The organism is Pseudomonas sp. FW305-20 (assembly GCF_058788075.1).
The window spans coordinates 131,701-153,431 of record NZ_JBYTAJ010000008.1; the positions used below are offsets into that span (position 1 = coordinate 131,701).

Below are 21,731 nucleotides of genomic sequence, written 5' to 3' on the forward strand. Positions count from 1 at the left end.
ACGCGCCATCGCACCCCCACGAATGTTATGAGGACTCCCATGCGTCTTATCCGCATGCTGTTGCTGCCGGTTTTGGCTTTGACCACGCTCTCGGCCCACGCCGATGACAAGGACGTGGCGCGTCTGACCCAATTGCTGGAAAAATCCCAGACCCTGACCGCGCGTTTCTCCCAGCTGACCCTCGACGGCAGCGGTACCCAATTGCAGGAAACCGTGGGTGAAATGTCCTTGCAGCGTCCGGGCTTGTTTTACTGGCACACCAACGCGCCGGCCGAACAGACCATGGTCTCCGACGGCAAGAAGGTGACGTTGTGGGATCCGGACCTGGAACAGGCCACCATCAAGAACCTCGATCAGCGCCTGACCCAGACCCCGGCGTTGCTGCTGTCCGGTGACGTGTCCAAGATCAGCCAGAGCTTCGACATCAGCGCCAAGGAAGCCGGTGGCGTGATCGACTTCACCTTGAAGCCGAAAACCAAGGACACCCTGTTCGACAGCCTGCGCCTGTCGTTCCGCAATGGCCTGGTCAATGACATGCAGATGATCGACAGCGTCGGTCAGCGCACCAACATCCTGTTCACCGGGGTGAAAGCCAACGAGCCGATCCCGGCGTCCAAATTCAAGTTCGACATCCCTAAAGGGGCGGACGTGATTCAAGAGTAAGACGCAAAACCTGTGGGAGCGAGCCTGCTCGCGATAGCGTCGGGTCAGTCAACTTTGATGTTGAATGTAATGCCGCCATCGCGAGCAGGCTCGCTCCCACAGGGGCCGGCGGCGTTCAAGTGATTGGCTGATAGTTAGTGAGGTTTCATAAGTAGTGATGGACCTGTTTCGCAGTGCCCCGATAGCTCAACCTTTGGCAGCACGCCTGCGTGCGGCCAATCTGGACGAGTACGTCGGTCAGGAACACCTGCTCGCTCGCGGCAAGCCTTTGCGCGAGGCGCTGGAGCAGGGTGCCTTGCACTCGATGATTTTCTGGGGCCCGCCGGGTGTGGGCAAGACCACCCTGGCGCGTCTGCTGGCGGAAGTCTCGGATGCGCACTTTGAAACGGTTTCGGCGGTACTGGCCGGCGTGAAGGAAATCCGTCAGGCGGTGGAAGTCGCCAAGCAGCAGGCTGGGCAGTACGGCAAGCGAACCATCCTGTTCGTCGATGAAGTGCACCGCTTCAACAAGTCCCAGCAGGACGCTTTCCTGCCGTACGTTGAAGACGGCACGCTGATTTTTATCGGCGCCACCACGGAAAACCCCTCATTTGAACTCAACAACGCGTTGCTCTCCCGGGCGCGCGTCTACGTGCTCAAAAGTCTCGACGAAGCGGCCCTGCGCAAGCTGGTGCATCGCGCGCTGACGGAAGAGCGTGGCCTGGGCAAGCGGCAACTGACCCTCAGCGATGAAGGCTTCCAGATGTTGCTGTCGGCCGCCGATGGCGATGGCCGGCGTCTGCTCAACCTGCTGGAAAACGCCTCGGACCTGGCTGAAGACAACAGCGAGATCGGCGTCGATCTCCTGCAAAGCCTGCTCGGTGATACCCGCCGACGTTTCGACAAGGGCGGAGAAGCGTTTTACGACCAGATTTCCGCGCTGCATAAATCCGTGCGCGGCTCCAACCCCGACGGCGCACTGTACTGGTTCGCACGAATGATCGACGGCGGTTGCGATCCGTTGTACCTGGCCCGGCGCGTGGTGCGCATGGCCAGCGAAGACATCGGCAACGCCGATCCCCGCGCCCTGAGCCTGTGTCTGGCGGCGTGGGAAGTGCAGGAGCGCCTCGGCAGTCCCGAAGGCGAGTTGGCGGTGGCCCAGGCCATTACTTATCTGGCCTGTGCGCCGAAAAGCAACGCGGTGTACATGGGCTTCAAAGCCGCAATGCGCAGCGCCACCGAACACGGTTCGCTGGAAGTACCGCTGCACCTGCGCAACGCACCGACCAAGCTGATGAAACAACTGGGTTATGGCGACGAATACCGTTACGCCCACGATGAGCCGGACGCTTACGCCGCTGGCGAAGACTATTTCCCGGAAGAGCTCGAGCCGCAACCGTTCTATCAGCCAGTGCCGCGTGGCCTGGAGCTGAAGATCGGCGAGAAGCTCAATCACCTTGCGCAACTTGACCGTCTCAGCCCCCGGCAGCGGAGAAAATAGTGATCCCTTTGATCGTTGCTGTTTCTGTGGGCGGTATCGCCGGAACGCTTTTGCGCTTTGCCACGGGTAACTGGATCAACGCTAATTGGCCGCGGCACTTCTATACCGCGACGCTGGCCGTTAATATCGTCGGCTGTTTGCTGATCGGCGTTCTATACGGTCTGTTTTTAATACGCCCGGAGGTGCCGATTGAGGTGCGCGCCGGGTTGATGGTCGGCTTCCTCGGGGGGCTGACGACTTTTTCATCTTTTTCACTGGACACGGTGCGCCTGCTGGAAACCGGGCAAATGCCGCTCGCTATTGTCTATGCTGCCATCAGCGTATTCGGTGGGCTGCTCGCTACCTGGGCTGGCCTGTCCTTGACCAAACTTTGATAACGAGAGACCGACATGCTCGATTCCAAACTGTTACGTAGCAACCTTCAGGACGTAGCGGACCGCCTGGCATCCCGTGGTTACACGCTGGATGTTGCGCGCATCGAAGCGCTGGAAGAACAGCGCAAGACCGTCCAGACCCGCACCGAAGCACTGCAGGCTGACCGTAATGCGCGCTCCAAATCCATCGGCCAGGCCAAGCAGCGCGGCGAAGACATCGCGCCGCTGATGGCGGACGTCGAGCGCATGGCGAATGAATTGAGCGCCGGTAAAGTCGAGCTGGACGCGATCCAGACCGATCTGGATTCGATCCTGCTCGGCATCCCGAACCTGCCGCACGAATCCGTACCGATCGGTGATGACGAAGACGGCAACGTCGAAGTGCGCCGTTGGGGCACCCCGACCGCGTTCGATTTCCCGGTTCAGGACCACGTCGCCCTGGGCGAGAAATTCGGCTGGCTGGACTTCGAAACCGCCGCCAAGCTGTCCGGCGCCCGTTTCGCCCTTTTGCGCGGCCCGATTGCGCGTATGCACCGCGCCCTGGCGCAGTTCATGATCAACCTGCACACCAGCGAACACGGTTACGAAGAGGCCTACACGCCTTATCTGGTTCAAGCGCCAGCGTTGCAAGGCACAGGTCAGCTGCCGAAGTTCGAAGAAGACCTGTTCAAGATCACTCGCGAAGGCGAAGCCGATCTGTACCTGATTCCGACCGCCGAAGTGTCGCTGACCAATATCGTCGCTGGCGAAATCGTCGATTCGAAACGGCTGCCGATCAAGTTCGTCGCCCACACCCCATGCTTTCGCAGTGAAGCCGGTGCCTCGGGTCGCGATACGCGCGGCATGATCCGTCAGCACCAGTTCGACAAGGTTGAAATGGTCCAGATCGTTGAGCCGTCGACCTCGATGGAAGCGCTGGAAGGCCTGACCGCCAACGCCGAAAAAGTCCTGCAATTGCTCGAACTGCCTTATCGCACTATTGCGCTGTGCACCGGCGACATGGGCTTCAGCGCGGTCAAGACCTACGACCTGGAAGTGTGGATCCCGAGCCAGGACAAATACCGCGAGATTTCGTCGTGCTCCAACTGCGGTGATTTCCAGGCCCGTCGCATGCAAGCGCGTTTCCGCAACCCGGAAACCGGCAAGCCTGAACTGGTTCACACCCTGAACGGTTCCGGCCTGGCGGTCGGTCGTACCCTGGTGGCGGTGCTGGAAAACTATCAGCAAGCCGACGGTTCGATCCGTGTGCCGGACGTGCTGAAACCGTACATGGGTGGCCTCGAGGTCATCGGCTAAATGGACTATCTGCCGCTGTTCCATAACCTTCGCGGCAGTCGTGTCTTGGTCGTCGGCGGGGGGGAGATTGCCTTGCGCAAATCCCGCCTGCTGGCCGAAGCCGGTGCGCTGCTGCGGGTGGTCGCACCTGAAATCGAACCGCAACTGCGCGAACTGGTTGCCGGTAGCGGTGGCGAATGTCTGGTGCGAGGCTACGTTGAATCGGACCTGGACGGTTGCGGGCTGATCATCGCCGCCACCGACGACGAACCGCTGAACGCGCAAGTCTCCGCCGATGCCCATCGGCGTTGCGTGCCGGTCAACGTGGTGGACGCGCCAGCCTTGTGCAGCGTGATCTTCCCGGCGATCGTCGACCGGTCTCCTTTGATCGTAGCGGTCTCCAGCGGCGGCGATGCGCCGGTGCTGGCGCGGTTGATCCGCGCCAAACTGGAAACCTGGATTCCTTCCACCTACGGTCAACTGGCCGGCCTGGCCGCGCGTTTTCGCAGCCAGGTCAAACACCTGTTCCCGGATGTGCAGCAGCGTCGGGCGTTCTGGGAAGATGTGTTCCAGGGCCCGATTGCCGACCGGCAACTGGCCGGGCAGGGCGCCGAAGCCGAGCGCTTGATGCTGGCGAAAATTGCCGGTGAAGCACCGGATGCCACGGGCGAAGTCTATTTGGTGGGCGCCGGCCCGGGTGATCCCGACCTGCTGACCTTCCGTGCCCTGCGGCTGATGCAGCAAGCCGATGTGGTGCTGTATGACCGCTTGGTGGCGCCGGCGATTCTGGATTTGTGCCGTCGCGATGCCGAGCGGGTTTACGTCGGCAAGCGTCGCGCCGATCACGCCGTACCTCAGGATCAGATCAATCAGCAATTGGTGGATTTGGCCAAGCAAGGCAAGCGGGTGGTGAGGCTGAAGGGCGGTGATCCGTTCATCTTCGGTCGCGGCGGTGAAGAAATCGAAGAACTGGCGGCCCATGGCATCCCGTTCCAGGTGGTGCCGGGTATCACCGCGGCCAGCGGTTGCGCGGCGTATGCCGGGATTCCGCTGACGCACCGTGATTACGCGCAGTCTGTGCGTTTTGTCACCGGGCACCTGAAGGACGGTTCCACTGATTTGCCGTGGGCCGACCTGGTCGCGCCGGCGCAAACCCTGGTGTTTTACATGGGGTTGGTGGGGTTGCCGATCATTTGCGAACAGTTGATCAAGCATGGTCGCGCAGCGGATACGCCAGCGGCGTTGATCCAGCAGGGCACCACGATCAATCAACGGGTGTTTACCGGTACCCTGGCCGATCTGCCAAGCCTGGTGGCGGAGCATGAAGTGCATGCGCCGACGCTGGTGATCGTTGGGGAAGTGGTGCAGTTGCGCGAAAAACTGGCGTGGTTCGAGGGCGCTCAGGCGCAGGTCTGAACATCCGGTAACTGATCGTTCCCACGCTCTGCGTGGGAATGCATCCCGTGACGCTCTGCGTCACATCCGAAGCGGAACGCGGAGCGTCCCTGGCGGCATTCCCACGCGGAGCGTGGGAACGATCGTCTGTCAGGCTCTGCGCCAAACCCCTTTCCCGCTCAACCGCTCGCGATCATGCGTCGCTGTGAAATCCTGCGCCGGCCCTTTAGGCACGATTCCCGTCGGATTGATGGTCTTGTGGCTGCCGTAGTAGTGATTCTTGATGTGCTCGAAGTTCACCGTCTCGGCAATCCCCGGCCACTGATAAATCTCCCGCAGCCAGTTCGACAGATTCGGATAATCGGCAATCCGCCGCAGGTTGCACTTGAAGTGCCCGTAATACACCGCGTCAAAGCGAATCAACGTGGTGAACAGCCGAATATCCGCTTCGGTCAGGTACTCACCCGCCAGATAACGATTGGCATCCAATAGCTGTTCCAGCCGATCAAGCTCCTCGAACAACCCGTCGAACGCTTCTTCATAAGCCTTCTGCGCTGTGGCAAATCCTGCGCGATACACGCCATTGTTCACCGTCGGATAAATCCGTTCGTTCAGCGCGTCGATCTCGCCCCGCAGCGGCGCCGGGTAGAAATCCAGGTCATTACCCGTCAAATCATCGAAGGCGCCATTGAACATGCGGATGATCTCCGCCGATTCATTGTTGACGATGCGATTCTGCTGTTTGTCCCAGAGCACCGGCACGGTGACGCGACCGGTGTAGTCGGCGGTATCGGCGGTGTAGCGCTGGTGCATGAAATTGAAATGATCGAGCTTGTCCCCGGTCGATCCGAGGTTCCGGTCGAAGGTCCAGCCGTTTTCCAGCATCAACCAACTGACCACCGAGACGTCGATGAGGCTTTCGAGGCCTTTGAGTTTGCGCAGGATCAGCGTGCGGTGAGCCCATGGACAGGCGAGGGACACGTAGAGGTGATAACGACCGGCCTCGGCCGCAAAGCCACCGATACCTGTCGGGCCAGGTTTGCCGTCGGTGGTCAGCCAGTTACGACGCTGCGCTTGTTCACGCTGGAACGCGCCATCCTTGCTGCTTTCGTACCACTGGTCATGCCAGCGACCTTCAACTAACAAACCCATGTTCAAGACTCCTCAACCAATAAGCGTTGGAGAGGAGTCTATTCGCATAGGTTCGATTAAAAAGCGCAAAGGTTGGGCGCTTATGATCGGTTATATCGATTTGTCCCGCGCATCCCAATACTGCTGGGCGGTTTCGAAGGCCTGCTCACGGGGTTGGCCGAGGCCGCGCAAGGCCAGAGCCATGGTCGAGATCAATGCCATTTGCGGATAGCTGTCGACTACGTCGCCACGCCACACGGCTTTCAAGTGCTCGGGATCGAGGGTGGCCGGTTTGACGTGGCGTTGTGCCGACAACTGCGGCCATTCCTCGTCCCAGCTTTCGCCGCCAGTGGTGCCGTACAAGTGACTGTCGGCGTCTGGGTTGATCTCGATTTCGCCGCCGTCGCCTTTCACCACGATCGCGGTATCGCCGAGCAAGCCGCTGGCATCTCGATGCACCGCCTGGTAACCGGGGTGGAAAATACTTTGCAGGCCACAGCGGGCACTCAACGGGTTGAGAATCCGCGTCAGGGAATGGATCGGCGAACGCAGGCCCAAGGTGTTGCGCAGGTCGATCATTCGTTGCAGCTGCGGCGCCCAATCCACCAGCGGCATGAAGGCCAGGCCGCCGTTATCCAGTGCGTCGCCGACCTGCTGCCAGTCGCGGCACAACGGAATTTTCAATTCATCCAGCAGTTGCTCGCTGTAGAGCCGACCCGCGGTGTGCGCGCCGCCGCCATGCATGAAGATGCGCACGCCGTTCTGCGCCAGACACTTGGCGGCTAGCAGGTACCAAGGCAGATGGCGTTTCTTGCCGGCATATGTCGGCCAGTCCAGATCGACGGCCAGTGCCGGTGGATTCAACCGTTCACGCAACGCTTCGGTAAACCCAGCCATTTCCTCGGCGCTTTCTTCCTTGTGCCGCAACAGCATCAGGAACGCGCCAAGCTGGGTGTCTTCGACCTTGTGGTCGAGCACCATGCCCATGGCTTCGCGGGCTTCCTCGCGGGTCAAGTCGCGGGCGCCGCGTTTGCCCTTGCCGAGAATGCGCACAAACTGGGCGAACGGGTGTTCGGCGGGTGTTTCGAGGGTCAGCGCAGGGTAGTCGGTCATAAGCAATTCGTCGGTTTGGGCAGGCCCGCCAGTTTCGCGGCGAGTTTGGCAGGGGTGCCTTTGAACAGTCGGTTCAGGTGCAGGCTGTTGCCCTTTTCCGGGCCCAGCTTCGTTGCTGTGTATTTGATCAGCGGACGGGTGGCCGGCGACAGCTGGAATTCGGCGTAGAAGCTGCGCAGCAGTTCGAGGATTTCCCAGTGTTCGGGGCTCAACTCGATGTCTTCGGCGGCGGCCAGGGCGCTGGCTACCTCGCAGGACCAGTCGCTCAGTTCGACCAGGAAACCGTCCTTGTCCAACTCGATGGCGCGTGCGCCGACCGTCAGGGATTTCATAGCCAACTGTTGACCTTGTCGTAGTGAATCGACAGCTCGACGAAGGCCGGGTAATCGATGGCCTTGGCCGTGTCAGGAATCTCCAGCGCGCGAGCCTGGGCGTCTTCGGCCAGTACGAACAGTTTCGGGTGGCGGGCGTTCAGCGCTTTGAACGGCGCGGTGCCTGGCTGCAGCGCATAAACCGCGTCGCCAGTCAGCAGCAGCGCATCGTCAGCGCCCATCAAGCGCAGGCAACTGGTCAGGCGATCGTCGCCGAACGGGGAATGAGACAACACATGCAAAGTCGACATCAGAGGGTGATCACCTGGTCGTAACGGTCAATAAGTGCGGTGATTTCGTGGGCGGCCAGCACCTGCGCTTCTTCCAGCGCCAAACCAGTCGGGTTCAGACCCCGTTCCGCAACGCTGTCGGCACAGACAAACAGTTCGTCGACACCGAACATTGGCAAGGCTTGCAGATTGGCACTGAGGTCCTTCTGCTGGAGGGCCTTGGCGTCCTGTTTCGCGGCGAGCTGGAACACTCCGTCATCGAGAAACAGCAGGCCGATCGGCAGATCGAAGGCGCCGCCGGCCAGCACGATGTCCAGCGCTTCGCGCGCACTCGGCCCGGACCATGGCGCCTGACGGCTGATAATCAGCAAGGACTTAGCCATCTCACGCGCCTCCGAAACAGATCAGGCGGTCAGCATCCTGCACCGCGTCATGCAACTGGCCCAGGCCGGACAATTCCCACGGCGCGCCCACTGCAACGGCTTCACGCTGATAGCGCCCGGCTTCTTCTTCATTCAGCACGCCACGACGCAGGGCCGCCGCGATACACACGACGCCGTCCAGTTGATGCTCGGTGACGAAGTTGCGCCATTGCTTGGGCAAGTCCTGCTCATCCTGCGGCGTGACCACGCTGCCGGAGGCGTTGTAGACGCCGTCCTGGTAGAAAAACAGCCGGACAATCTCATGCCCACCGGCCAGCGCAGCCTGGGCAAACAGCAGGGCGCGGCGCGAGGAGGGCGCATGGGCGGCGGAAAACAGCGCGATGGCGAATTTCATGACGGACTCGATCAGCAAAACTGCGGCCATGATAAAGCTTTATCGCCGGGGCGGCGAAGGGCTTTGCCGCGAGATGGTGTGTCAGGTGCACCCAATTCGATCGTTCCCACGCTCTGCGTGGGAACGATCAACTGCCGATCAGCGCGGCATGTAACCCAACTGCCAGCGCTGCGGGATTTTCAGCGACAGCAACCCGACTGCGCCGGCCAGCAGACCGCTGACAAACAAAGCCTTGAGCCCCAGGTGATGTTCCAGCAAGGCGCCGATTACCGCGCCGGCAAACATCCCGGTCCAGGGGATCAGTTGCACGCGCCAGCCGTTGCGTCGTTCGCCGAGCATCCAGCGTCCCAGCCCGCGGCCGAAGCGTGACAGGGCGCCGGTGACGTAGGTCAGGCCGACCGGCAGTCCATTCACTTCTTCCACGGCGGCATTGAGCATGCCCATGGCGATGATCGTCGCCAGAAGCGCCGGCAATTGTTCGTCGTAAGGCCAGGCAGCGGCGCCGCAGAGCAGCGTGGCGATGCACAGCAGCAAGGGCAGCGCCCGACGGCCGCCGAGGCGACTGACGACAATGCCCAAGGCGTTGCCGACGACGAAGGTGCCGACGAGGATCATCAGGCGCAACATGAGGCCCAGGTCGCCATCGCTGATGGCGACGGCGAGGCGGGTGGTGTTGCCGCTCATGAACGAGACGAAATCACCGCTGGCCATGAAGCCGATGGCGTCGGTCATACCCGCGAGTACCGAGAGGCTGGCCACCAGCGACATGCCAATGCGCCCACGCCATTTGCGGGTATGCAGGTGGCCCGGGCTGGCGCGGTCAGTTGAGAGGGATGGCAACATCAGCGAAGGTCGTCCTCAGGCAGCGACTGGAATAGTCACTTACTCAATCCATATAACTCGCAATACTCCCGCCAGTCCATGCCGGCCATCTCGGCCACTTCCTTGTGCACTTCCAGGCGCTGTGCCTGATAGTCCTCGGGCGTCGCGGCGGTCAGTTGCAGCGTCAGCTCCCAGGCAAACAATCCCAGACGCTCGGCCTCGGCTTCGAAGGCTTCATGCAAGCGTTCGTCGCGGTACTGCGCCGCGGTCTCGCCCTTGGCCTGAGCCATCAGCGGGTTGAGGTTGTCGAGTTCGACGCGCAGTTCAGGGCGCTCATCGAGAAACTTCTTCAGCGCTTGCTCGTGTTGCTGTTCGGTTGCCGCCATGGTCGCTCCTTGAGGCTGGATTACGAAGACTGCTTCTTGCTGGCCTTGGCCGCTGCTGCCAGGCACTCGAGGGCAAACTGCTCGGGGTACGTCATCTGGATTGGCGTGGTTTCACCCTTGACGGTTCTTTCGCCGTCGAGGATGTAACGAATTCGCTTGTCGGTGACGCCAATCCGCTTGGCAATCCAGGACGGCGTCTGACCGATCTGGCTGATCAGTTTGTCGGCATATTCAGCGGTCGGTTTGTAATATTCGGCGTTGGGTGTCATGACCTTTCCAGAAAATAAGCCCGGAAAAACGGGCGATGCGGTGTTTATGGCGCGACAGGGTGCGCGAATCGTCACTCGGTGTCGCGGTATAAATGAAGTAAAGCAGAACGATACGCCGTGCCGCGGTGATACAGTCCGCTTTTTCTTGATGAGCGAACGCAATGCGAATTCTGATGGTGGCGCTGGCCGTAACGTTGCTGGCCGGATGCGCGGGCTCGGCGATGAACGACGCCCGCACTGGAACCCCGTACAAAACCCTGACGTCGGACAAACCGGAAAAAGTGGTCGCCCAGTGTGTGCAGTTTTCCTGGCAGGACGAGGCGGTGTTCGGTGTCGATGCCAGCGCGTATTTGCAGCCTGGCGAGAACGGCGGCACCACCGTTTACACGCGTTCGGCGGAGTCCTTTGTGGACGTGAAGACTGACGCTTCCGCCACCGTGCTGAATTATTACGCTCAGCGTGACGACTTTGTGGCCAAGCGCCGACTGGCGGCGTTGGCGACCTGCCTCTGATTCTTTGGATTGACGCATACCCCTGTGGGAGCGGGCTTGCTCGCGAAGAGGCCGGTACATTCAACATCTCTGTTGACTGACACACCGCCTTCGCGAGCAAGCCCGCTCCCACAGTTGTTCTGTGTTGATTATGAAAATGGGGTTTGCTCCCGCCGGGTCAGGTTTCGTTTTTCAGGCGCTTCTGGAAAAAGAAGCGCTTGTGGCCCGGCGGGTAGTCGGCGATCTGGCCGAGTTCGCTGTAGCCGAGCTTGCGGTAGAACTCCGGCGCCTGGAAGTCGAAGGTGTCGAGCCAGATTCCGATGCATTCCTTTTCCCGTGCCAGGTCTTCAGCCATTTGCATCAGCTGCGTGCCCATGCCCTGTCCGCGAGCCTGTTCAGGCACCGACAACAGGTCGATGTACAACCATTGGTAAAACACCCGACCGTGAAGCCCGCCGAGAATCTCGCCGCTTTCGTCACGCACCAGCAAGGCAACGGGCTCCTGAGTCGAGACACCGGCCTTTGCGGCGTTATAGGCGCGCAACGGCAGCAGGATTGCCTGGCGTTCTTCATCCGTGGGGTTTTGCGATCGTTCGATTCGCAGGGTCATCAGCTATTTCCTTATGGCCAGAGTGGTAAACATTTCCAAGACTATCGCGGCTCCTGGTCGTTGTTCCAGTCTTCAGGTGGAACCGTCGTTCGTGCGCAGGTGTCTAGGCTAAACAGCGTCATTCCTGAACGCGGCCCATGAGGACAATCCGTGAATATTTTCGAAGCCTTGCGCGAAAGCCACGACCGCCAACGTATCTACGCCGATGCGCTGATCCAGACCAGCGGCGACACCCCCGAACGGGTCGAGGCTTACAAGCAGCTCAAGTCCGAGCTTCAGGCCCACGAAACCGCTGAAGAGCGGCATTTCTACATCCCGCTGATGGAGTTCGATAACGGCGTCGACCTCAGTCGTCATGCGATTGCCGAACATCACGAGATGGACGAAATGATGGAAGCACTCGACGAAACCGAGATGTCCAGCCCGGCCTGGCTGGTCGCCGCGAAGAAGCTCGCCGAGAAGGTCAATCACCACCTGGAAGAGGAAGAGCAGAAGTTCTTCCAGATGGCTGGCAAGCTACTCGACGACAAACAGAAAGAGACGCTGGCGGGGCAGTATGAGAAGGAATACAAGGCTCAGCTGTCTTAGCGTCGGGCTTTCGTTTTCGCCTAAGATGTGCGTCTTCTGACGAAAAAAGGGATGCATTGTCATGTCGAACACAGCCGAGCGGGTCAACCTCATCGAGTCCCAGGTGTTGTCCCACGACTGGTACCTGCTCAAGAAAATTACCTTCGATTACCAGCGCAACAACGGTGAATGGCAACGCCAGACCCGCGAGGTCTACGACCGCGGCAATGGCGCGGCGATCCTGCTGTTCAACCGTGAAAAGAAAACCGTGGTGCTGACCCGGCAATTCCGCTTGCCGGTGTTCGTCAACGGCCACGATGGGTTGCTGATCGAAGTGGCGGCGGGGCTGCTAGAAGGTGCGGCGCCTGAAGAGCGCATCCGCGAAGAAGCCGAGGAAGAAACCGGTTATCGCGTGCATCATGTGCACAAGGTGTTCGAGGCCTACATGAGCCCCGGGTCGGTGACTGAGAAACTGCACTTCTTCATCGCCGAGTACGACGCTGCTGCCAAGGTCAGCGAGGGCGGCGGGCTGGAGGAGGAGACCGAGGAACTGGAAGTGCTGGAGTGGAAATTCGACGACGCACTTGATGCGTTTTATCGCGGGGAAATCTGCGATGCGAAGACCATCATGCTGTTGCAGTATGCGGCGATGAAAAACATCTTCACCACCGCCTGATCAACGTAGCGTTTGGGCTGATCAGAACAAATCGCCTGTCCTGCCGGCCCCAGACCATTGGCAACCTTCCAGCGTCAGCAACTGTTCCTTCGCTTCAAGCCCTCCGGCAAACCCCGTCAACTTTCCCGAAGCGCCAATCACCCGATGACACGGCGCAACAATCGAAATCGGGTTCTTGCCGTTCGCGGCGCCCACTGCCCGAACTGCACTGGGATTGCCGATCTGCCGGGCTATCTCGCTATAGCTGCGGGTCTCGCCAAACGGAATGGTCAGCAGCGCTGCCCAGACCTTCTTCTGAAATTCCGTCCCGGCAAAATCCAGTTCCAGGTCGAAACGATTGCGCGTGCCTGCAAAGTATTCCCGCAGCTGCTGAGCCGTGCGCATCAGGATCGGGTTATCCGGCGCCTCGCGCATCGGTCCAAGCCGCACCCGGTCGGGTTTGTCGTTTTCCCAGAGGATGGCTGCCAGTCGTGAGCCGTTCGCGACCAGCTTCAACTCGCCCACCGGTGTGGCGAGGGTGATGAAGGTGTAACTCATGCCGGTGGACTCCGTAAAAGTGCTGAACCGAGGCCAAGCATACTGCCTCGACGGGGAGGCGCAATACGCAATCCCAGCCATACTTGCCTCTGCTCTTGAAGCCTTCCCCTCTGTTTTTTTACAGAGCCTAAAAACAAAAAGAGACCGACTCATGAAGTTCGAACCTTTTGCCAAATCGCTGATTGCGACCTCATTGGTGCTCAGCTGCCTCAGTGCTTACGCGGCTTCCGTGGCGCCGGTCGCGGCCGAAAACGGCATGGTCGTCACCGCCCAGCATCTGGCCAGTCACGTGGGCGTCGATGTGCTCAAGAACGGCGGTAACGCCGTCGACGCTGCGGTAGCGGTCGGCTATGCGCTGGCGGTGGTTTATCCCGCGGCGGGTAACCTGGGCGGCGGCGGTTTCATGACCATTCAGTTGGCGGACGGGCGCAAGACCTTCCTCGACTTCCGTGAAAAAGCGCCGCTGGCCGCCACCGCCGACATGTACCTCGACAAGGAGGGCAACGTCGTCCCTGACCTGAGCACCCGTGGCCATCTGGCCGTTGGCGTGCCGGGTACCGTGTCGGGCATGGAACTGGCGCTGAAGAAATACGGCACCAAACCGCGCAAGGAAGTGATCGCCCCGGCCATCAAGCTCGCCGAAGACGGTTTTGTGCTGGAGCAGGGCGATGTCGAGTTGCTGGAATACGCCACTGACGTGTTCAAGAAGGACATCAAGGATTCCGGTGCGATTTTCCTGAGCAACGGCGAGCCGATGCAAGTCGGTCAGAAACTGGTGCAAAAAGACCTCGGCAAAACCCTGCGGGAAATCTCCGAGAAGGGCGCCGACGGCTTCTATAAAGGCTGGGTGGCCGATGCCATCGTCACCTCCAGCCAGGCCAACAAAGGCATCATCACTCAGGCCGACCTCGACAAATACAAGACCCGCGAACTGGCCCCGATCGAATGCGATTACCGCGGCTACCATGTGGTCTCGGCACCGCCGCCCAGCTCTGGCGGCGTGGTGATTTGCGAGATCATGAACATTCTCGAAGGCTATCCGATGAAAGACCTGGGCTATCACTCGGCCCAGAGCATGCACTACCAGATCGAAGCGATGCGTCACGCCTATGTGGACCGCAACAGCTACCTGGGCGACCCGGACTTTGTGAAAAATCCGATCGCCCATCTGCTGGATAAAAACTACGCAACCAAAATCCGCGAAGCCATCAATCCGCAAAAGGCCGGTGTGTCCCGCGAGCTCAAACCCGGCGTAGCGCCACACGAAGGCAGCAACACCACCCATTACTCCATCGTCGATAAATGGGGCAATGCGGTCTCGGTGACCTACACCTTGAACGACTGGTTCGGCGCCGGCGTCATGGCCAGCAAAACCGGGGTGATCCTCAACGACGAAATGGACGATTTCACCTCGAAAATCGGCGTGCCGAACATGTACGGTCTGGTGCAAGGGGAGGCCAATGCCATCGCGCCCGGCAAGGCACCGCTGTCGTCCATGAGCCCGACCATCGTCACCAAGGACGGCAAAGTGGTGATGGTCGTCGGCACCCCCGGCGGCAGTCGCATCATCACTGCAACCTTGTTGACTATGCTCAACGTGATCGACTACGGCATGAACATCCAGGAGGCGGTGGATGCACCGCGTTTCCACCAGCAGTGGTTACCGGAAGAGACCAACCTTGAGACCTTCACCACCAGCCCTGATACGGTGAAGATGCTCGAAAGCTGGGGGCACAAGTTTGCCGGGCCGCAGGACGCCAACCATGTGGCGGCGATTCTGGTCGGCGCACCTTCGCTGGAAGGCAAGCCGGTGGGCAAAAACCGCTTTTATGGGGCGAACGATCCACGTCGTAACACCGGGTTGTCGCTCGGTTATTGAGGGGTGTTTTTCAAAGGGGGGACGGATCTATTGTTCGTCCCCTGATCCACTGATTCTTTTCAAGGACGGGACCATGGCTACCGCACTGCTGATCATCGATGTCCAGCGCGCCCTGTGCACTGGCGAGTACGAATGTTTTGAGATCAAGCGTGTTATCGAGAACATCAACGACCTCAGTGCCAAGGCTCGCGGAGCAGGCATCCCGGTCATCCTCATCCAGCACGAAGAAAGGGGCGACCAGTTGCAATACGGTTCCGAAGGCTGGCAACTGGCCGAAAGCCTGAAGACTTCGCCGCAAGACATTCGCGTGCGAAAAACCAATCGAGACTCGTTCTACCGGACCCACTTGCAAGCGCAATTGCAGGATATGGACGCCGACCGCCTGATCGTCTGCGGACTGCAAACCGACTATTGCGTCAACGCCACTGTCCGCCAGGCACTGAACCTGGGCTATGACGTAGTGCTCGCCGCCGATGCGCATTCCACCGTCGACAACGGCAACCTCGCCGCCGAAGACATCATCACCGAACACAACGCAGACCTGGCGCATTTGACGGGGCCCGTGGCGCGGATCGACGTGATGCCGACCAGCGAAATCCGGATCTGAAAACGGGTGAGGGGCTTGCTCCTATTGACGTTTGCACGGCCCCGAAAATACCGATCAACTCAGTCAAAAAAGCACTGAGCACATCCCGCTGACGCGCCTGATGCCTTACCGCAGCATGAAGGCCGCCCTCATAGCACAACCACTCAGAATTCGGGTCGAACCATGGCTCTTGTCGCATAAATTTGAAATGCACGGCGTTGCTCGACAGAATCGCGTCCCGACCTGGCCAAAGGTGCCGGACATTCGTGGTGAAAAGGAACTGCAGTTGAACGAACAGACATTGTCCCAGCGCCTGGAGCGCGTGGCGGCGCATGTACCAGCAGACGCACGCCTGGCCGATATCGGCTCGGATCACGGCTACCTGCCGGTGGCGTTGATGCGCCGTGGCGCCATTGCGGCGGCGGTGGCCGGGGAGGTGGCGTTGACGCCGTTCCATTCGGCCGAACGCACCGTGCGCGAGAGCGGTCTGGACCAGCGGATCAGCGTGCGCCTGGCCAGTGGTCTGGCAGCGATCGAACCGGGTGACGGGATCACTGCGATCACCATCTGCGGCATGGGCGGCGAGACGATCCGCGACATCCTCGACAGCGGCAAGGCGCGTCTGAGTGGCCAGGAGCGCCTGATTCTGCAACCCAACGGCGGCGAGCAGCCACTGCGCCAGTGGCTGATGGAAAATGGCTACCGCATCCTCTGCGAGGAACTGCTGCGGGAAAATCGTTTCGACTACGAAATCATCGTCGCCGAGCGCGCCGGGCCGGTGATGTACACCGCCGAGGAGCTTTATTTTGGCCCACTGCAGATGCAGGCACGCAGCCCGGCGTTCCTGATCAAGTGGCAGCGCATCCTGCGCGAGAAGCAGAAGACCCTGACCCACTTCGCCCATGCGCGACAGGCCTTGCCCGAAGAAAAAGTGCAAGACATCGCCCGGCAGGCCCGGTGGATCACCGAGTTGCTGGCTTGAGGCCGGTCCAGGGTTTGTACGAAAAAGTCGATGCGCTCGGCTATCGGTTCAGCAGAGGCGCCAGCAGTGCATGCATGCTGCGCCAGTGCGAACCCTCCCAGTAAATCCGTTGGCAGGCATCGCAGCGCAAGAAGTGCGAATAGAGGGCGCCAACCCGTGGCGGCACCTGCAGCCGGGCCAGTTCCGGGCTGATCTCGTGCAGCGGCAGGTTGCAATGAAGGCACAGGCTGAATGGCCGCGCGTTACGCGCCAGGTCGAGGCGTTCGTACATTTCGCGCAGCTGTAGCGACGGTTTGAGGGCATGCACGTAACAGCCGTGGCTGATGATCCGCCGCTTGAGCAATTCGCGGTCACGGGTCAGCACGATGCGTCCTTGCTGAGCAGCGATCTCGGCGATCTCGCCATCCTCGAAGCCATTGTCGTAGAGGGTGTCGAAACCGCTCATGCGCAGCAGGTTGGCCAGCCCGCCAAGATGTGCATCAGCAATGAAGCGCAGCACCCGTAAAGGTTGCGCACGAACCTTGAGCAACGGGCTGATGTCCAGCGCTTCGAACTTGGGATACACCGCCAGCCGGTCACCGTCGAAGATCGTCCGCTCCAGGCCCACCGACTCGCCGTTGAGCAGCACCAACTCAACCTCCGTGTGCGGTATCCCGAGCGCCTCGATCATGTGCTTGACCGTCGCCCCTCGCGCGCACTCGCAGGTGAATGACTGCCGGCGCCGTTCGGCCGGCAGGAAATCGTTGAGCTCCTCGTAGAAGCGGAAAGTTGCACGAGTCATGTTGAACAGTATGGCAGGGCTGCGGGATGAGCGAGTCTGGTCCGCACGCCTGCTCTGGCAGGCCTAGCGACGATAGTAGCGGCGATCGTCCTCGTAGCGGTGCCGCATGGCCCGATCCTGGTGGCGCTCCCAATCACGACGATCAGCTTCTCGGCGGGCTTGCTCTCGACGCCACTTATCTCTACGCCAGTCGTCTCGGCGCCAATTGTCCCTGCGATCATGCCAACGGCCGTCATGCCAGTATCGGTCGTCATGGGCAAGCAACGCCCCCGGCTGCGTGGCGGCCATACTGGCCAGGGTCGGCCAAGGGTTGCCGGCGGCCTGGACAGGAGCCTGAACGGCGGTGACTTCAGTTGCGACAACAGGGGTTGGGGTCTTCATCGGTGTTGCGCAGGCCGAGCCCACTGCCGCGAACGCAAACAGGCCGAAGAGCACCATCCGTGGGTCATGGAATTTCATGAGAGAAGGCAACCTCTGATTGACAATCGGACGTATGGCCATCTTGCTGCGGGAAGCCTTGGGGGTTCGCGCTTACCGAGCGGATGTGCCTATCCACATAGACAGATTAATAGGGAAAAGTTCTAGGGGACCCCCTGCTTAAATAGCCAACGTTGTACGTCCAGAACTTTGCTACAGCAGCGCGCCCTTCGGTGATCGACGGGTGCGCTGTGCCGATGATCTATTTGAGTATTCAGGCGCCGTAACAAGCGGCTATCACAATGAGTGCGAGAAAACAGACCAACTGCACGCAAAAGAAGGTAAACCGAACCGCCACGAACGTATCGGTTTGCACATGGGAGACGTGAACCAGCGACTGGCACACACGAGCGGTCAGGACGAATATGGACAGGTAGTTCACTGCGGGGCCGTCGATACCAAGGGCTGAAATCACGAACACGATGGCGCCAAAGACAGGCAGATTTTCCACACAGTTCGCGTGTGCCCTTGTCCCACGCCGATACCAATCCTCGCCTTCGAGCTGATCGCTTCGGAAAGAAGCAATCGGAATATTCGAGAACAGGATTCTGACCCAGCGATACACTCCGACGGTTGCCATCAACAACAGTAAAGTCCAGGTCGCAAATCCAAGCAGCATCCACATCGGAATCGTCATGGCTGCCATCCTCAATCAATCATTTTCGGCATGTCATCCCACCGTCGTGCGACCGACGCGCGGTCGGTCGCCCCTGTCGATCAATGGCTCATGATGGGTGCCAGTGCGGTCTGAATCCTGAACATCTGTGCTGGCGTTGTCATGCGCGTAAGCAGCCGGCCAAAGTGTGGATGTTGCACGCCCGAGATAATGTATTGCCAGCGGTAGGCGCTCAGCACGCAGGCGTTGATTTGCGCTGTCTGATCGACACTGAACGATCGTGAAGCATTTCGAATGAAGTAGTCGGCATCGGATGCCGATTGTGCCTGCAGGATTGCGTCGACAGCCGCCACCAGCGCAATCAGATCGTTCACTGCCTGGTCGCGCTTGGCCGGGGAGAGTTTTGCGTGCTCAGCCTCCCACTCCAATTCATCGAGTACGACGTGCCGACTTTCATCCTTCCAATGAAACTTGAAGACATCCTTGAAGAGCGGGCATATCTCCTCGCGCGGGGCGATGCTTTGCACGTAGTGCGTCTGAACAAACAGTTCGATATGACAGGTCAGCGCCAGTACCGACCAGGTACTGGCCGCCAGTACCGCGCGCGCTACATCGTTTGGGTCGGCAACCTGACGATACCCCGCTGGCAATTGCTTACCCATCATCGTCTCAATGCGTCGGAACAGCTCCTGATGCTTGATCTCGTCGTTGGAAAAGCGCACCAGCGCTTCCAGTGCGAGCTGATCGTCAAATACATGGGCCCGACCTTGATCGAGCATTTTGGCACTGATAAAACGCTCGACGAGGCCAAAGATATACGCATAGGTCCGGCCCTGAATCTGACTGAGCAGACGCGCCTCGTCCGCGGCGAGAAAGGTCAGGCAGTCGATCCGCGATAGCCCGTCCGGCAAAAATTTGCGCGAGAAGTCGAAGCTACGGTCCTGTAGCAAATCGCGATCGATTTGCCATTCCGCTTTCTTCGATGATCTGACGATTTGAGCAAAACGGGCGGCGTTGCCTGAATCTGAGCGGGGTAGGGTAGCTGCGGTGTTCATATCGATCTCCGGCTTGCGTGGTCGAGTTGGAGTGGGCCAATTGCGGTTAACGCGGGAGTCAATGACCATCGGTGAAGCGTCCGGGGAGCGCCTCGATCATTGAGTCCACGTTGGTGCTAATCTAGGCCTCGCAGTTCAGGCAGCGAATGACCAGTGCGCCTGATTACATGCTCCGGACTCCGGAAAGGAGGGCTGGCAATTGTTGGATGCTCTATCTGATGTCTTGCGTGTGATTCGGCTGTCTGGTGGGGTCTTTCTCGAGGCGGAGCTCAGTGCGCCCTGGTGCATCAGCGGAAGAATCTCTGCAGACGACTGCAAACCGTTCCTGGCGGCACCTCGACATATCATTGCGTCGCATTTTGTCGCGGCGGGGCACATGCAATTACGTATCGACGATGGCGCCACCCTCGACGTGCGGGCAGGCGAACTCATTCTGCTTCCTCGCAATGACGTTCATACCTTTGGCAGTGATCTAAGCATTGCGCCCATGTCGGCGCGCGAAGTTATCCAGCCGCCGGAAATCGGTGGAATTTCACGAATCAAGTACGGCGGGGGCGGCGAGGCCACACAGTTATTGTGCGGATTCCTCGGCTCTGAAACACCGTTCAGCCCGTTGCTTTCGTCGCTGCCATCCTTATTGAAACTAGACGTCCGCGCGACGGCTTCGGGAGCCTGGATTGAAAGCTCATTCCGTTTCGCTGTCAGTGAGATCGCGACGGGGCGCGTCGGCTCGACAACAGTCATCGCCAAGCTATCCGAATTGCTGTTCGTCGAAGCCGTCAGCCAGTATGTCGCCAACCTCCCCACTGAGCGGCGCGGGTGGCTGGCGGGTTTGCGAGATCCGCATATCGGGCGCGCACTGGCGCTGCTCCATGCTCGTCCAACCGAGGGCTGGACGGCAGAAGCCCTGGCGCTTGAGGTGGGCATGTCGCGCTCGGTATTCGCGGAGCGATTCACGGCATTGGTCGGACAGCCACCGATGCAATACCTGACGCTCTGGCGAATGCACGTGGCGGCTCAACACCTGCGCGAAGGGCGCGGGAATGTGGCGCAAATCGGCTTTGCAGTGGGCTACGAATCCGAAGCAGCGTTCAGTCGCGCATTCAAACGCCAGTTCGGCACATCACCCGGCACTTGGCGCAGACAATCCGCATGAGAAGGTCTGGTGCCGATGGCCTGTTGCAGCGGGAACTTCAGGGTACTGGCCAGGTCAACAGGGGCCCTGTATCGGCGATGCCGAGCAGCGCTGGTGGCCTGTTTTACGACAGTGCCGTCCTCGATCAGCCGAGTCCGCCCCCTGATGCCAACCAAGAGTTTTCTGCCGGGTCTCCTCCTGGCGTTCTGCGCTGTCGCGTCGCTTTGTTCGGTTGCTGCCGAACGAAGACCGCTCTCGCAAAGTAACAGCGCATCAACCACGCTAATCGAAACCGCCTCGCGGCAATATGAAAATGGCCAGTTGGACCAAGCCGCTGCCACGCTGGAGCGTGCCCTGCATATCCAGCCGAACAATCCCGCGACGCTGCATTACCTTGGTGTGTTGCGTCTTCAGCAGGGGCAGTACCAGCAGGCAGAAACGTTGGCGGCGCGCTCGAACATGCGGGTTGGTCGCAACGTCGAGTTACGCAACCGCAACTTCCAATTGATCCAGGCGGCGCAGCAGGCCAAGGCTTCGAGTACCTCACCCAACGCCAAAGAGGACCAGGTCGCAGTACAGCAGGGGCTCAAAGAGGAGGTCCAAAAGCGTCGCGAAGCAGAAATGGCCGCTGTTGAACAAGCCAACGCTGGCAACTTCGCTAACGCACAGGCAGAGAGGGTATCGGATTCGCCGACGGCTGGCAGGCCTCGGCGCGAAGGAGAAGTGCCCGTGGCTTTCGTCGAGCCACAGCGGCCTGCGTACGATGAGGTTGAGATCCCCAGCGGCCATTGGCCGCCTCCGGGTAAGTGCCGAATCTGGTTTCCTGATCGCCCGCCCGGGCATCAGCCCAAACCCGGCAAATGCAAGAAGCTGCGAGATCGGGTTCCGTCAGGAGCCTACCTGGTGCGCGGTTGAGTTTCTGCGTGTCCTTTTGGCCGGTTAAGTCAAAGGCTCGGAGCGTGCTGTAGATAGCCAAGTGCGACTACGCAGTGCGGGTGGCATCTGTCTATGCCAAACAAATGCAGATGCGCTACAACTCATAGAACTCCGGGG

The 21,731-nt window shown here is 60.0% G+C and carries 27 protein-coding genes; 13 read left to right on the forward strand and 14 right to left on the reverse strand.

Annotated elements, in window-relative coordinates; translation table 11 throughout:
- Positions 1-39: 39 nt before the first annotated feature.
- The 5 genes from lolA to cysG all read left to right on the forward strand — a co-directional run bounded on the left by lolA (position 40) and on the right by cysG (position 5,208).
- A complete protein-coding gene (gene lolA / locus AC3WP4_RS09580; RefSeq protein WP_102615967.1) occupies positions 40-663 on the forward strand; it encodes an outer membrane lipoprotein periplasmic chaperone LolA in 624 nt (207 codons plus the stop codon).
- Positions 664-820: 157 nt separating this feature from the next.
- A complete protein-coding gene (locus AC3WP4_RS09585; RefSeq protein ID WP_074878169.1) occupies positions 821-2,143 on the forward strand; it encodes a replication-associated recombination protein A in 1,323 nt (440 codons plus the stop codon).
- On the forward strand, positions 2,143-2,517 hold the full coding sequence (gene crcB / locus AC3WP4_RS09590; protein WP_074878168.1) for a fluoride efflux transporter CrcB: 375 nt from the start codon (positions 2,143-2,145) through the stop codon (positions 2,515-2,517). Before AC3WP4_RS09585 ends, crcB begins: the two co-directional genes overlap by 1 nt.
- A gap of 15 nt (positions 2,518-2,532) precedes the next feature.
- Positions 2,533-3,813: a serine--tRNA ligase gene (gene serS, locus AC3WP4_RS09595; protein WP_074878166.1), complete on the forward strand. Its 1,281-nt coding sequence runs from the start codon at positions 2,533-2,535 to the stop codon at positions 3,811-3,813.
- Positions 3,814-5,208 carry a siroheme synthase CysG gene (cysG, locus tag AC3WP4_RS09600; RefSeq protein ID WP_102615968.1) on the forward strand — a complete coding sequence of 465 codons (1,395 nt, stop codon included), beginning with the start codon at positions 3,814-3,816 and terminating at the stop codon, positions 5,206-5,208. It begins immediately after the preceding gene.
- Positions 5,209-5,337: 129 nt separating this feature from the next.
- On the opposite strand, the gene AC3WP4_RS09605 is transcribed toward cysG, so the two are convergent.
- From AC3WP4_RS09605 to AC3WP4_RS09645, 9 genes are all read right to left on the reverse strand, one after another.
- Complete coding sequence (locus AC3WP4_RS09605) at positions 5,338-6,339, reverse strand: glutathione S-transferase family protein (protein ID WP_102615969.1); 1,002 nt, start codon at positions 6,337-6,339, stop codon at positions 5,338-5,340.
- Between the two features lie 90 nt (positions 6,340-6,429).
- Positions 6,430-7,431 (reverse strand): glycosyl transferase family protein, encoded by a 1,002-nt coding sequence (locus AC3WP4_RS09610; RefSeq protein WP_102615970.1) that lies wholly within the window; start codon positions 7,429-7,431, stop codon positions 6,430-6,432.
- Positions 7,428-7,763 (reverse strand): TusE/DsrC/DsvC family sulfur relay protein, encoded by a 336-nt coding sequence (locus tag AC3WP4_RS09615; protein WP_074878158.1) that lies wholly within the window; start codon positions 7,761-7,763, stop codon positions 7,428-7,430. Before AC3WP4_RS09615 ends, AC3WP4_RS09610 begins: the two co-directional genes overlap by 4 nt.
- Positions 7,760-8,053, reverse strand: a complete 294-nt coding sequence (gene tusB, locus AC3WP4_RS09620) for a sulfurtransferase complex subunit TusB (protein ID WP_074878156.1) — start codon at positions 8,051-8,053, stop codon at positions 7,760-7,762. Before tusB ends, AC3WP4_RS09615 begins: the two co-directional genes overlap by 4 nt.
- Positions 8,053-8,415, reverse strand: coding sequence for a sulfurtransferase complex subunit TusC (gene tusC, locus AC3WP4_RS09625; RefSeq protein WP_074878155.1), 363 nt, complete (start codon positions 8,413-8,415; stop codon positions 8,053-8,055). The genes tusB and tusC overlap by 1 nt, the downstream gene beginning before the upstream one ends.
- A gap of 1 nt (position 8,416) precedes the next feature.
- A complete protein-coding gene (gene tusD, locus AC3WP4_RS09630) occupies positions 8,417-8,809 on the reverse strand; it encodes a sulfurtransferase complex subunit TusD (protein WP_008154829.1) in 393 nt (130 codons plus the stop codon).
- A gap of 138 nt (positions 8,810-8,947) precedes the next feature.
- Positions 8,948-9,652 (reverse strand): YoaK family protein, encoded by a 705-nt coding sequence (locus AC3WP4_RS09635; RefSeq protein WP_102615971.1) that lies wholly within the window; start codon positions 9,650-9,652, stop codon positions 8,948-8,950.
- Between the two features lie 35 nt (positions 9,653-9,687).
- Positions 9,688-10,017, reverse strand: coding sequence for a DUF6388 family protein (locus AC3WP4_RS09640; protein ID WP_074878153.1), 330 nt, complete (start codon positions 10,015-10,017; stop codon positions 9,688-9,690).
- 20 nt (positions 10,018-10,037) lie between these two features.
- A complete protein-coding gene (locus AC3WP4_RS09645) occupies positions 10,038-10,286 on the reverse strand; it encodes a hypothetical protein (RefSeq protein ID WP_008154823.1) in 249 nt (82 codons plus the stop codon).
- Positions 10,287-10,447: 161 nt separating this feature from the next.
- Between AC3WP4_RS09645 and AC3WP4_RS09650 the strand changes: the two genes are divergently transcribed.
- The gene (locus AC3WP4_RS09650; protein WP_102615972.1) at positions 10,448-10,798 is read left to right on the forward strand and encodes a hypothetical protein; all 351 of its coding nucleotides are present in this window, start codon (positions 10,448-10,450) and stop codon (positions 10,796-10,798) included.
- 157 nt (positions 10,799-10,955) lie between these two features.
- Here AC3WP4_RS09650 and AC3WP4_RS09655 read toward each other — a convergent pair whose 3' ends face one another.
- A complete protein-coding gene (locus AC3WP4_RS09655) occupies positions 10,956-11,387 on the reverse strand; it encodes a GNAT family N-acetyltransferase (RefSeq protein WP_074878149.1) in 432 nt (143 codons plus the stop codon).
- 150 nt (positions 11,388-11,537) lie between these two features.
- On the opposite strand from AC3WP4_RS09655, the gene AC3WP4_RS09660 reads away from it, so the two are divergent.
- Both AC3WP4_RS09660 and AC3WP4_RS09665 read left to right on the forward strand, forming a co-directional pair.
- Positions 11,538-11,975 (forward strand): hemerythrin domain-containing protein, encoded by a 438-nt coding sequence (locus tag AC3WP4_RS09660; RefSeq protein WP_102615973.1) that lies wholly within the window; start codon positions 11,538-11,540, stop codon positions 11,973-11,975.
- 61 nt (positions 11,976-12,036) lie between these two features.
- Entirely contained in the window at positions 12,037-12,630 is a 594-nt protein-coding gene (locus AC3WP4_RS09665) for an NUDIX domain-containing protein (RefSeq protein WP_102615974.1), read from the forward strand.
- A 21-nt stretch (positions 12,631-12,651) separates the two neighbouring features.
- On the opposite strand, the gene AC3WP4_RS09670 is transcribed toward AC3WP4_RS09665, so the two are convergent.
- Positions 12,652-13,167, reverse strand: a complete 516-nt coding sequence (locus AC3WP4_RS09670) for a methylated-DNA--[protein]-cysteine S-methyltransferase (RefSeq protein ID WP_076027894.1) — start codon at positions 13,165-13,167, stop codon at positions 12,652-12,654.
- A gap of 151 nt (positions 13,168-13,318) precedes the next feature.
- On the opposite strand from AC3WP4_RS09670, the gene ggt reads away from it, so the two are divergent.
- The 3 genes from ggt to AC3WP4_RS09685 all read left to right on the forward strand — a co-directional run bounded on the left by ggt (position 13,319) and on the right by AC3WP4_RS09685 (position 16,614).
- The gene (gene ggt, locus AC3WP4_RS09675; RefSeq protein WP_102615975.1) at positions 13,319-15,046 is read left to right on the forward strand and encodes a gamma-glutamyltransferase; all 1,728 of its coding nucleotides are present in this window, start codon (positions 13,319-13,321) and stop codon (positions 15,044-15,046) included.
- A 73-nt stretch (positions 15,047-15,119) separates the two neighbouring features.
- A complete protein-coding gene (locus tag AC3WP4_RS09680) occupies positions 15,120-15,653 on the forward strand; it encodes a cysteine hydrolase family protein (RefSeq protein WP_074878139.1) in 534 nt (177 codons plus the stop codon).
- Between the two features lie 265 nt (positions 15,654-15,918).
- Positions 15,919-16,614 carry a tRNA (adenine(22)-N(1))-methyltransferase gene (locus AC3WP4_RS09685; protein ID WP_305885253.1) on the forward strand — a complete coding sequence of 232 codons (696 nt, stop codon included), beginning with the start codon at positions 15,919-15,921 and terminating at the stop codon, positions 16,612-16,614.
- A 40-nt stretch (positions 16,615-16,654) separates the two neighbouring features.
- On the opposite strand, the gene AC3WP4_RS09690 is transcribed toward AC3WP4_RS09685, so the two are convergent.
- The 3 genes from AC3WP4_RS09690 to AC3WP4_RS09700 all read right to left on the reverse strand — a co-directional run bounded on the left by AC3WP4_RS09690 (position 16,655) and on the right by AC3WP4_RS09700 (position 19,543).
- Positions 16,655-17,395 carry a Mut7-C RNAse domain-containing protein gene (locus AC3WP4_RS09690; protein ID WP_074878132.1) on the reverse strand — a complete coding sequence of 247 codons (741 nt, stop codon included), beginning with the start codon at positions 17,393-17,395 and terminating at the stop codon, positions 16,655-16,657.
- 691 nt (positions 17,396-18,086) lie between these two features.
- Entirely contained in the window at positions 18,087-18,509 is a 423-nt protein-coding gene (locus AC3WP4_RS09695) for an MAPEG family protein (RefSeq protein WP_074880789.1), read from the reverse strand.
- Positions 18,510-18,589: 80 nt separating this feature from the next.
- Positions 18,590-19,543, reverse strand: coding sequence for a diiron oxygenase (locus tag AC3WP4_RS09700; protein ID WP_102615978.1), 954 nt, complete (start codon positions 19,541-19,543; stop codon positions 18,590-18,592).
- Between the two features lie 199 nt (positions 19,544-19,742).
- Between AC3WP4_RS09700 and AC3WP4_RS09705 the strand changes: the two genes are divergently transcribed.
- Together AC3WP4_RS09705 and AC3WP4_RS09710 are read left to right on the forward strand one after the other, a co-directional pair.
- Positions 19,743-20,699 carry an AraC family transcriptional regulator gene (locus AC3WP4_RS09705; RefSeq protein WP_074878126.1) on the forward strand — a complete coding sequence of 319 codons (957 nt, stop codon included), beginning with the start codon at positions 19,743-19,745 and terminating at the stop codon, positions 20,697-20,699.
- 144 nt (positions 20,700-20,843) lie between these two features.
- Complete coding sequence (locus AC3WP4_RS09710) at positions 20,844-21,593, forward strand: tetratricopeptide repeat protein (RefSeq protein ID WP_102615979.1); 750 nt, start codon at positions 20,844-20,846, stop codon at positions 21,591-21,593.
- Positions 21,594-21,731 lie beyond the last annotated feature (138 nt).

Bases quoted from the DNA above. Each gene is read 5' to 3' on its own strand.
- AC3WP4_RS09665 (WP_102615974.1), top strand. From the start codon at position 12,037: ATGTCGAACACAGCCGAGCGGGTCAACCTCATCGAGTCCCAGGTGTTG.
- tusC (WP_074878155.1), bottom strand. From the start codon at position 8,415: ATGGCTAAGTCCTTGCTGATTATCAGCCGTCAGGCGCCATGGTCCGGG.
- AC3WP4_RS09710 (WP_102615979.1), top strand. From the start codon at position 20,844: ATGCCAACCAAGAGTTTTCTGCCGGGTCTCCTCCTGGCGTTCTGCGCT.
- AC3WP4_RS09700 (WP_102615978.1), bottom strand. From the start codon at position 19,543: ATGAACACCGCAGCTACCCTACCCCGCTCAGATTCAGGCAACGCCGCC.
- AC3WP4_RS09610 (WP_102615970.1), bottom strand. From the start codon at position 7,431: ATGACCGACTACCCTGCGCTGACCCTCGAAACACCCGCCGAACACCCG.
- AC3WP4_RS09690 (WP_074878132.1), bottom strand. From the start codon at position 17,395: ATGACTCGTGCAACTTTCCGCTTCTACGAGGAGCTCAACGATTTCCTG.
- ggt (WP_102615975.1), top strand. From the start codon at position 13,319: ATGAAGTTCGAACCTTTTGCCAAATCGCTGATTGCGACCTCATTGGTG.
- lolA (WP_102615967.1), top strand. From the start codon at position 40: ATGCGTCTTATCCGCATGCTGTTGCTGCCGGTTTTGGCTTTGACCACG.
- AC3WP4_RS09655 (WP_074878149.1), bottom strand. From the start codon at position 11,387: ATGACCCTGCGAATCGAACGATCGCAAAACCCCACGGATGAAGAACGC.
- cysG (WP_102615968.1), top strand. From the start codon at position 3,814: ATGGACTATCTGCCGCTGTTCCATAACCTTCGCGGCAGTCGTGTCTTG.
- AC3WP4_RS09605 (WP_102615969.1), bottom strand. From the start codon at position 6,339: ATGGGTTTGTTAGTTGAAGGTCGCTGGCATGACCAGTGGTACGAAAGC.
- AC3WP4_RS09635 (WP_102615971.1), bottom strand. From the start codon at position 9,652: ATGTTGCCATCCCTCTCAACTGACCGCGCCAGCCCGGGCCACCTGCAT.
- serS (WP_074878166.1), top strand. From the start codon at position 2,533: ATGCTCGATTCCAAACTGTTACGTAGCAACCTTCAGGACGTAGCGGAC.
- AC3WP4_RS09650 (WP_102615972.1), top strand. From the start codon at position 10,448: ATGCGAATTCTGATGGTGGCGCTGGCCGTAACGTTGCTGGCCGGATGC.
- AC3WP4_RS09640 (WP_074878153.1), bottom strand. From the start codon at position 10,017: ATGGCGGCAACCGAACAGCAACACGAGCAAGCGCTGAAGAAGTTTCTC.
- AC3WP4_RS09585 (WP_074878169.1), top strand. From the start codon at position 821: ATGGACCTGTTTCGCAGTGCCCCGATAGCTCAACCTTTGGCAGCACGC.
- tusD (WP_008154829.1), bottom strand. From the start codon at position 8,809: ATGAAATTCGCCATCGCGCTGTTTTCCGCCGCCCATGCGCCCTCCTCG.
- AC3WP4_RS09680 (WP_074878139.1), top strand. From the start codon at position 15,120: ATGGCTACCGCACTGCTGATCATCGATGTCCAGCGCGCCCTGTGCACT.
- tusB (WP_074878156.1), bottom strand. From the start codon at position 8,053: ATGTCGACTTTGCATGTGTTGTCTCATTCCCCGTTCGGCGACGATCGC.
- AC3WP4_RS09695 (WP_074880789.1), bottom strand. From the start codon at position 18,509: ATGACGATTCCGATGTGGATGCTGCTTGGATTTGCGACCTGGACTTTA.
- AC3WP4_RS09615 (WP_074878158.1), bottom strand. From the start codon at position 7,763: ATGAAATCCCTGACGGTCGGCGCACGCGCCATCGAGTTGGACAAGGAC.
- AC3WP4_RS09645 (WP_008154823.1), bottom strand. From the start codon at position 10,286: ATGACACCCAACGCCGAATATTACAAACCGACCGCTGAATATGCCGAC.
- AC3WP4_RS09670 (WP_076027894.1), bottom strand. From the start codon at position 13,167: ATGAGTTACACCTTCATCACCCTCGCCACACCGGTGGGCGAGTTGAAG.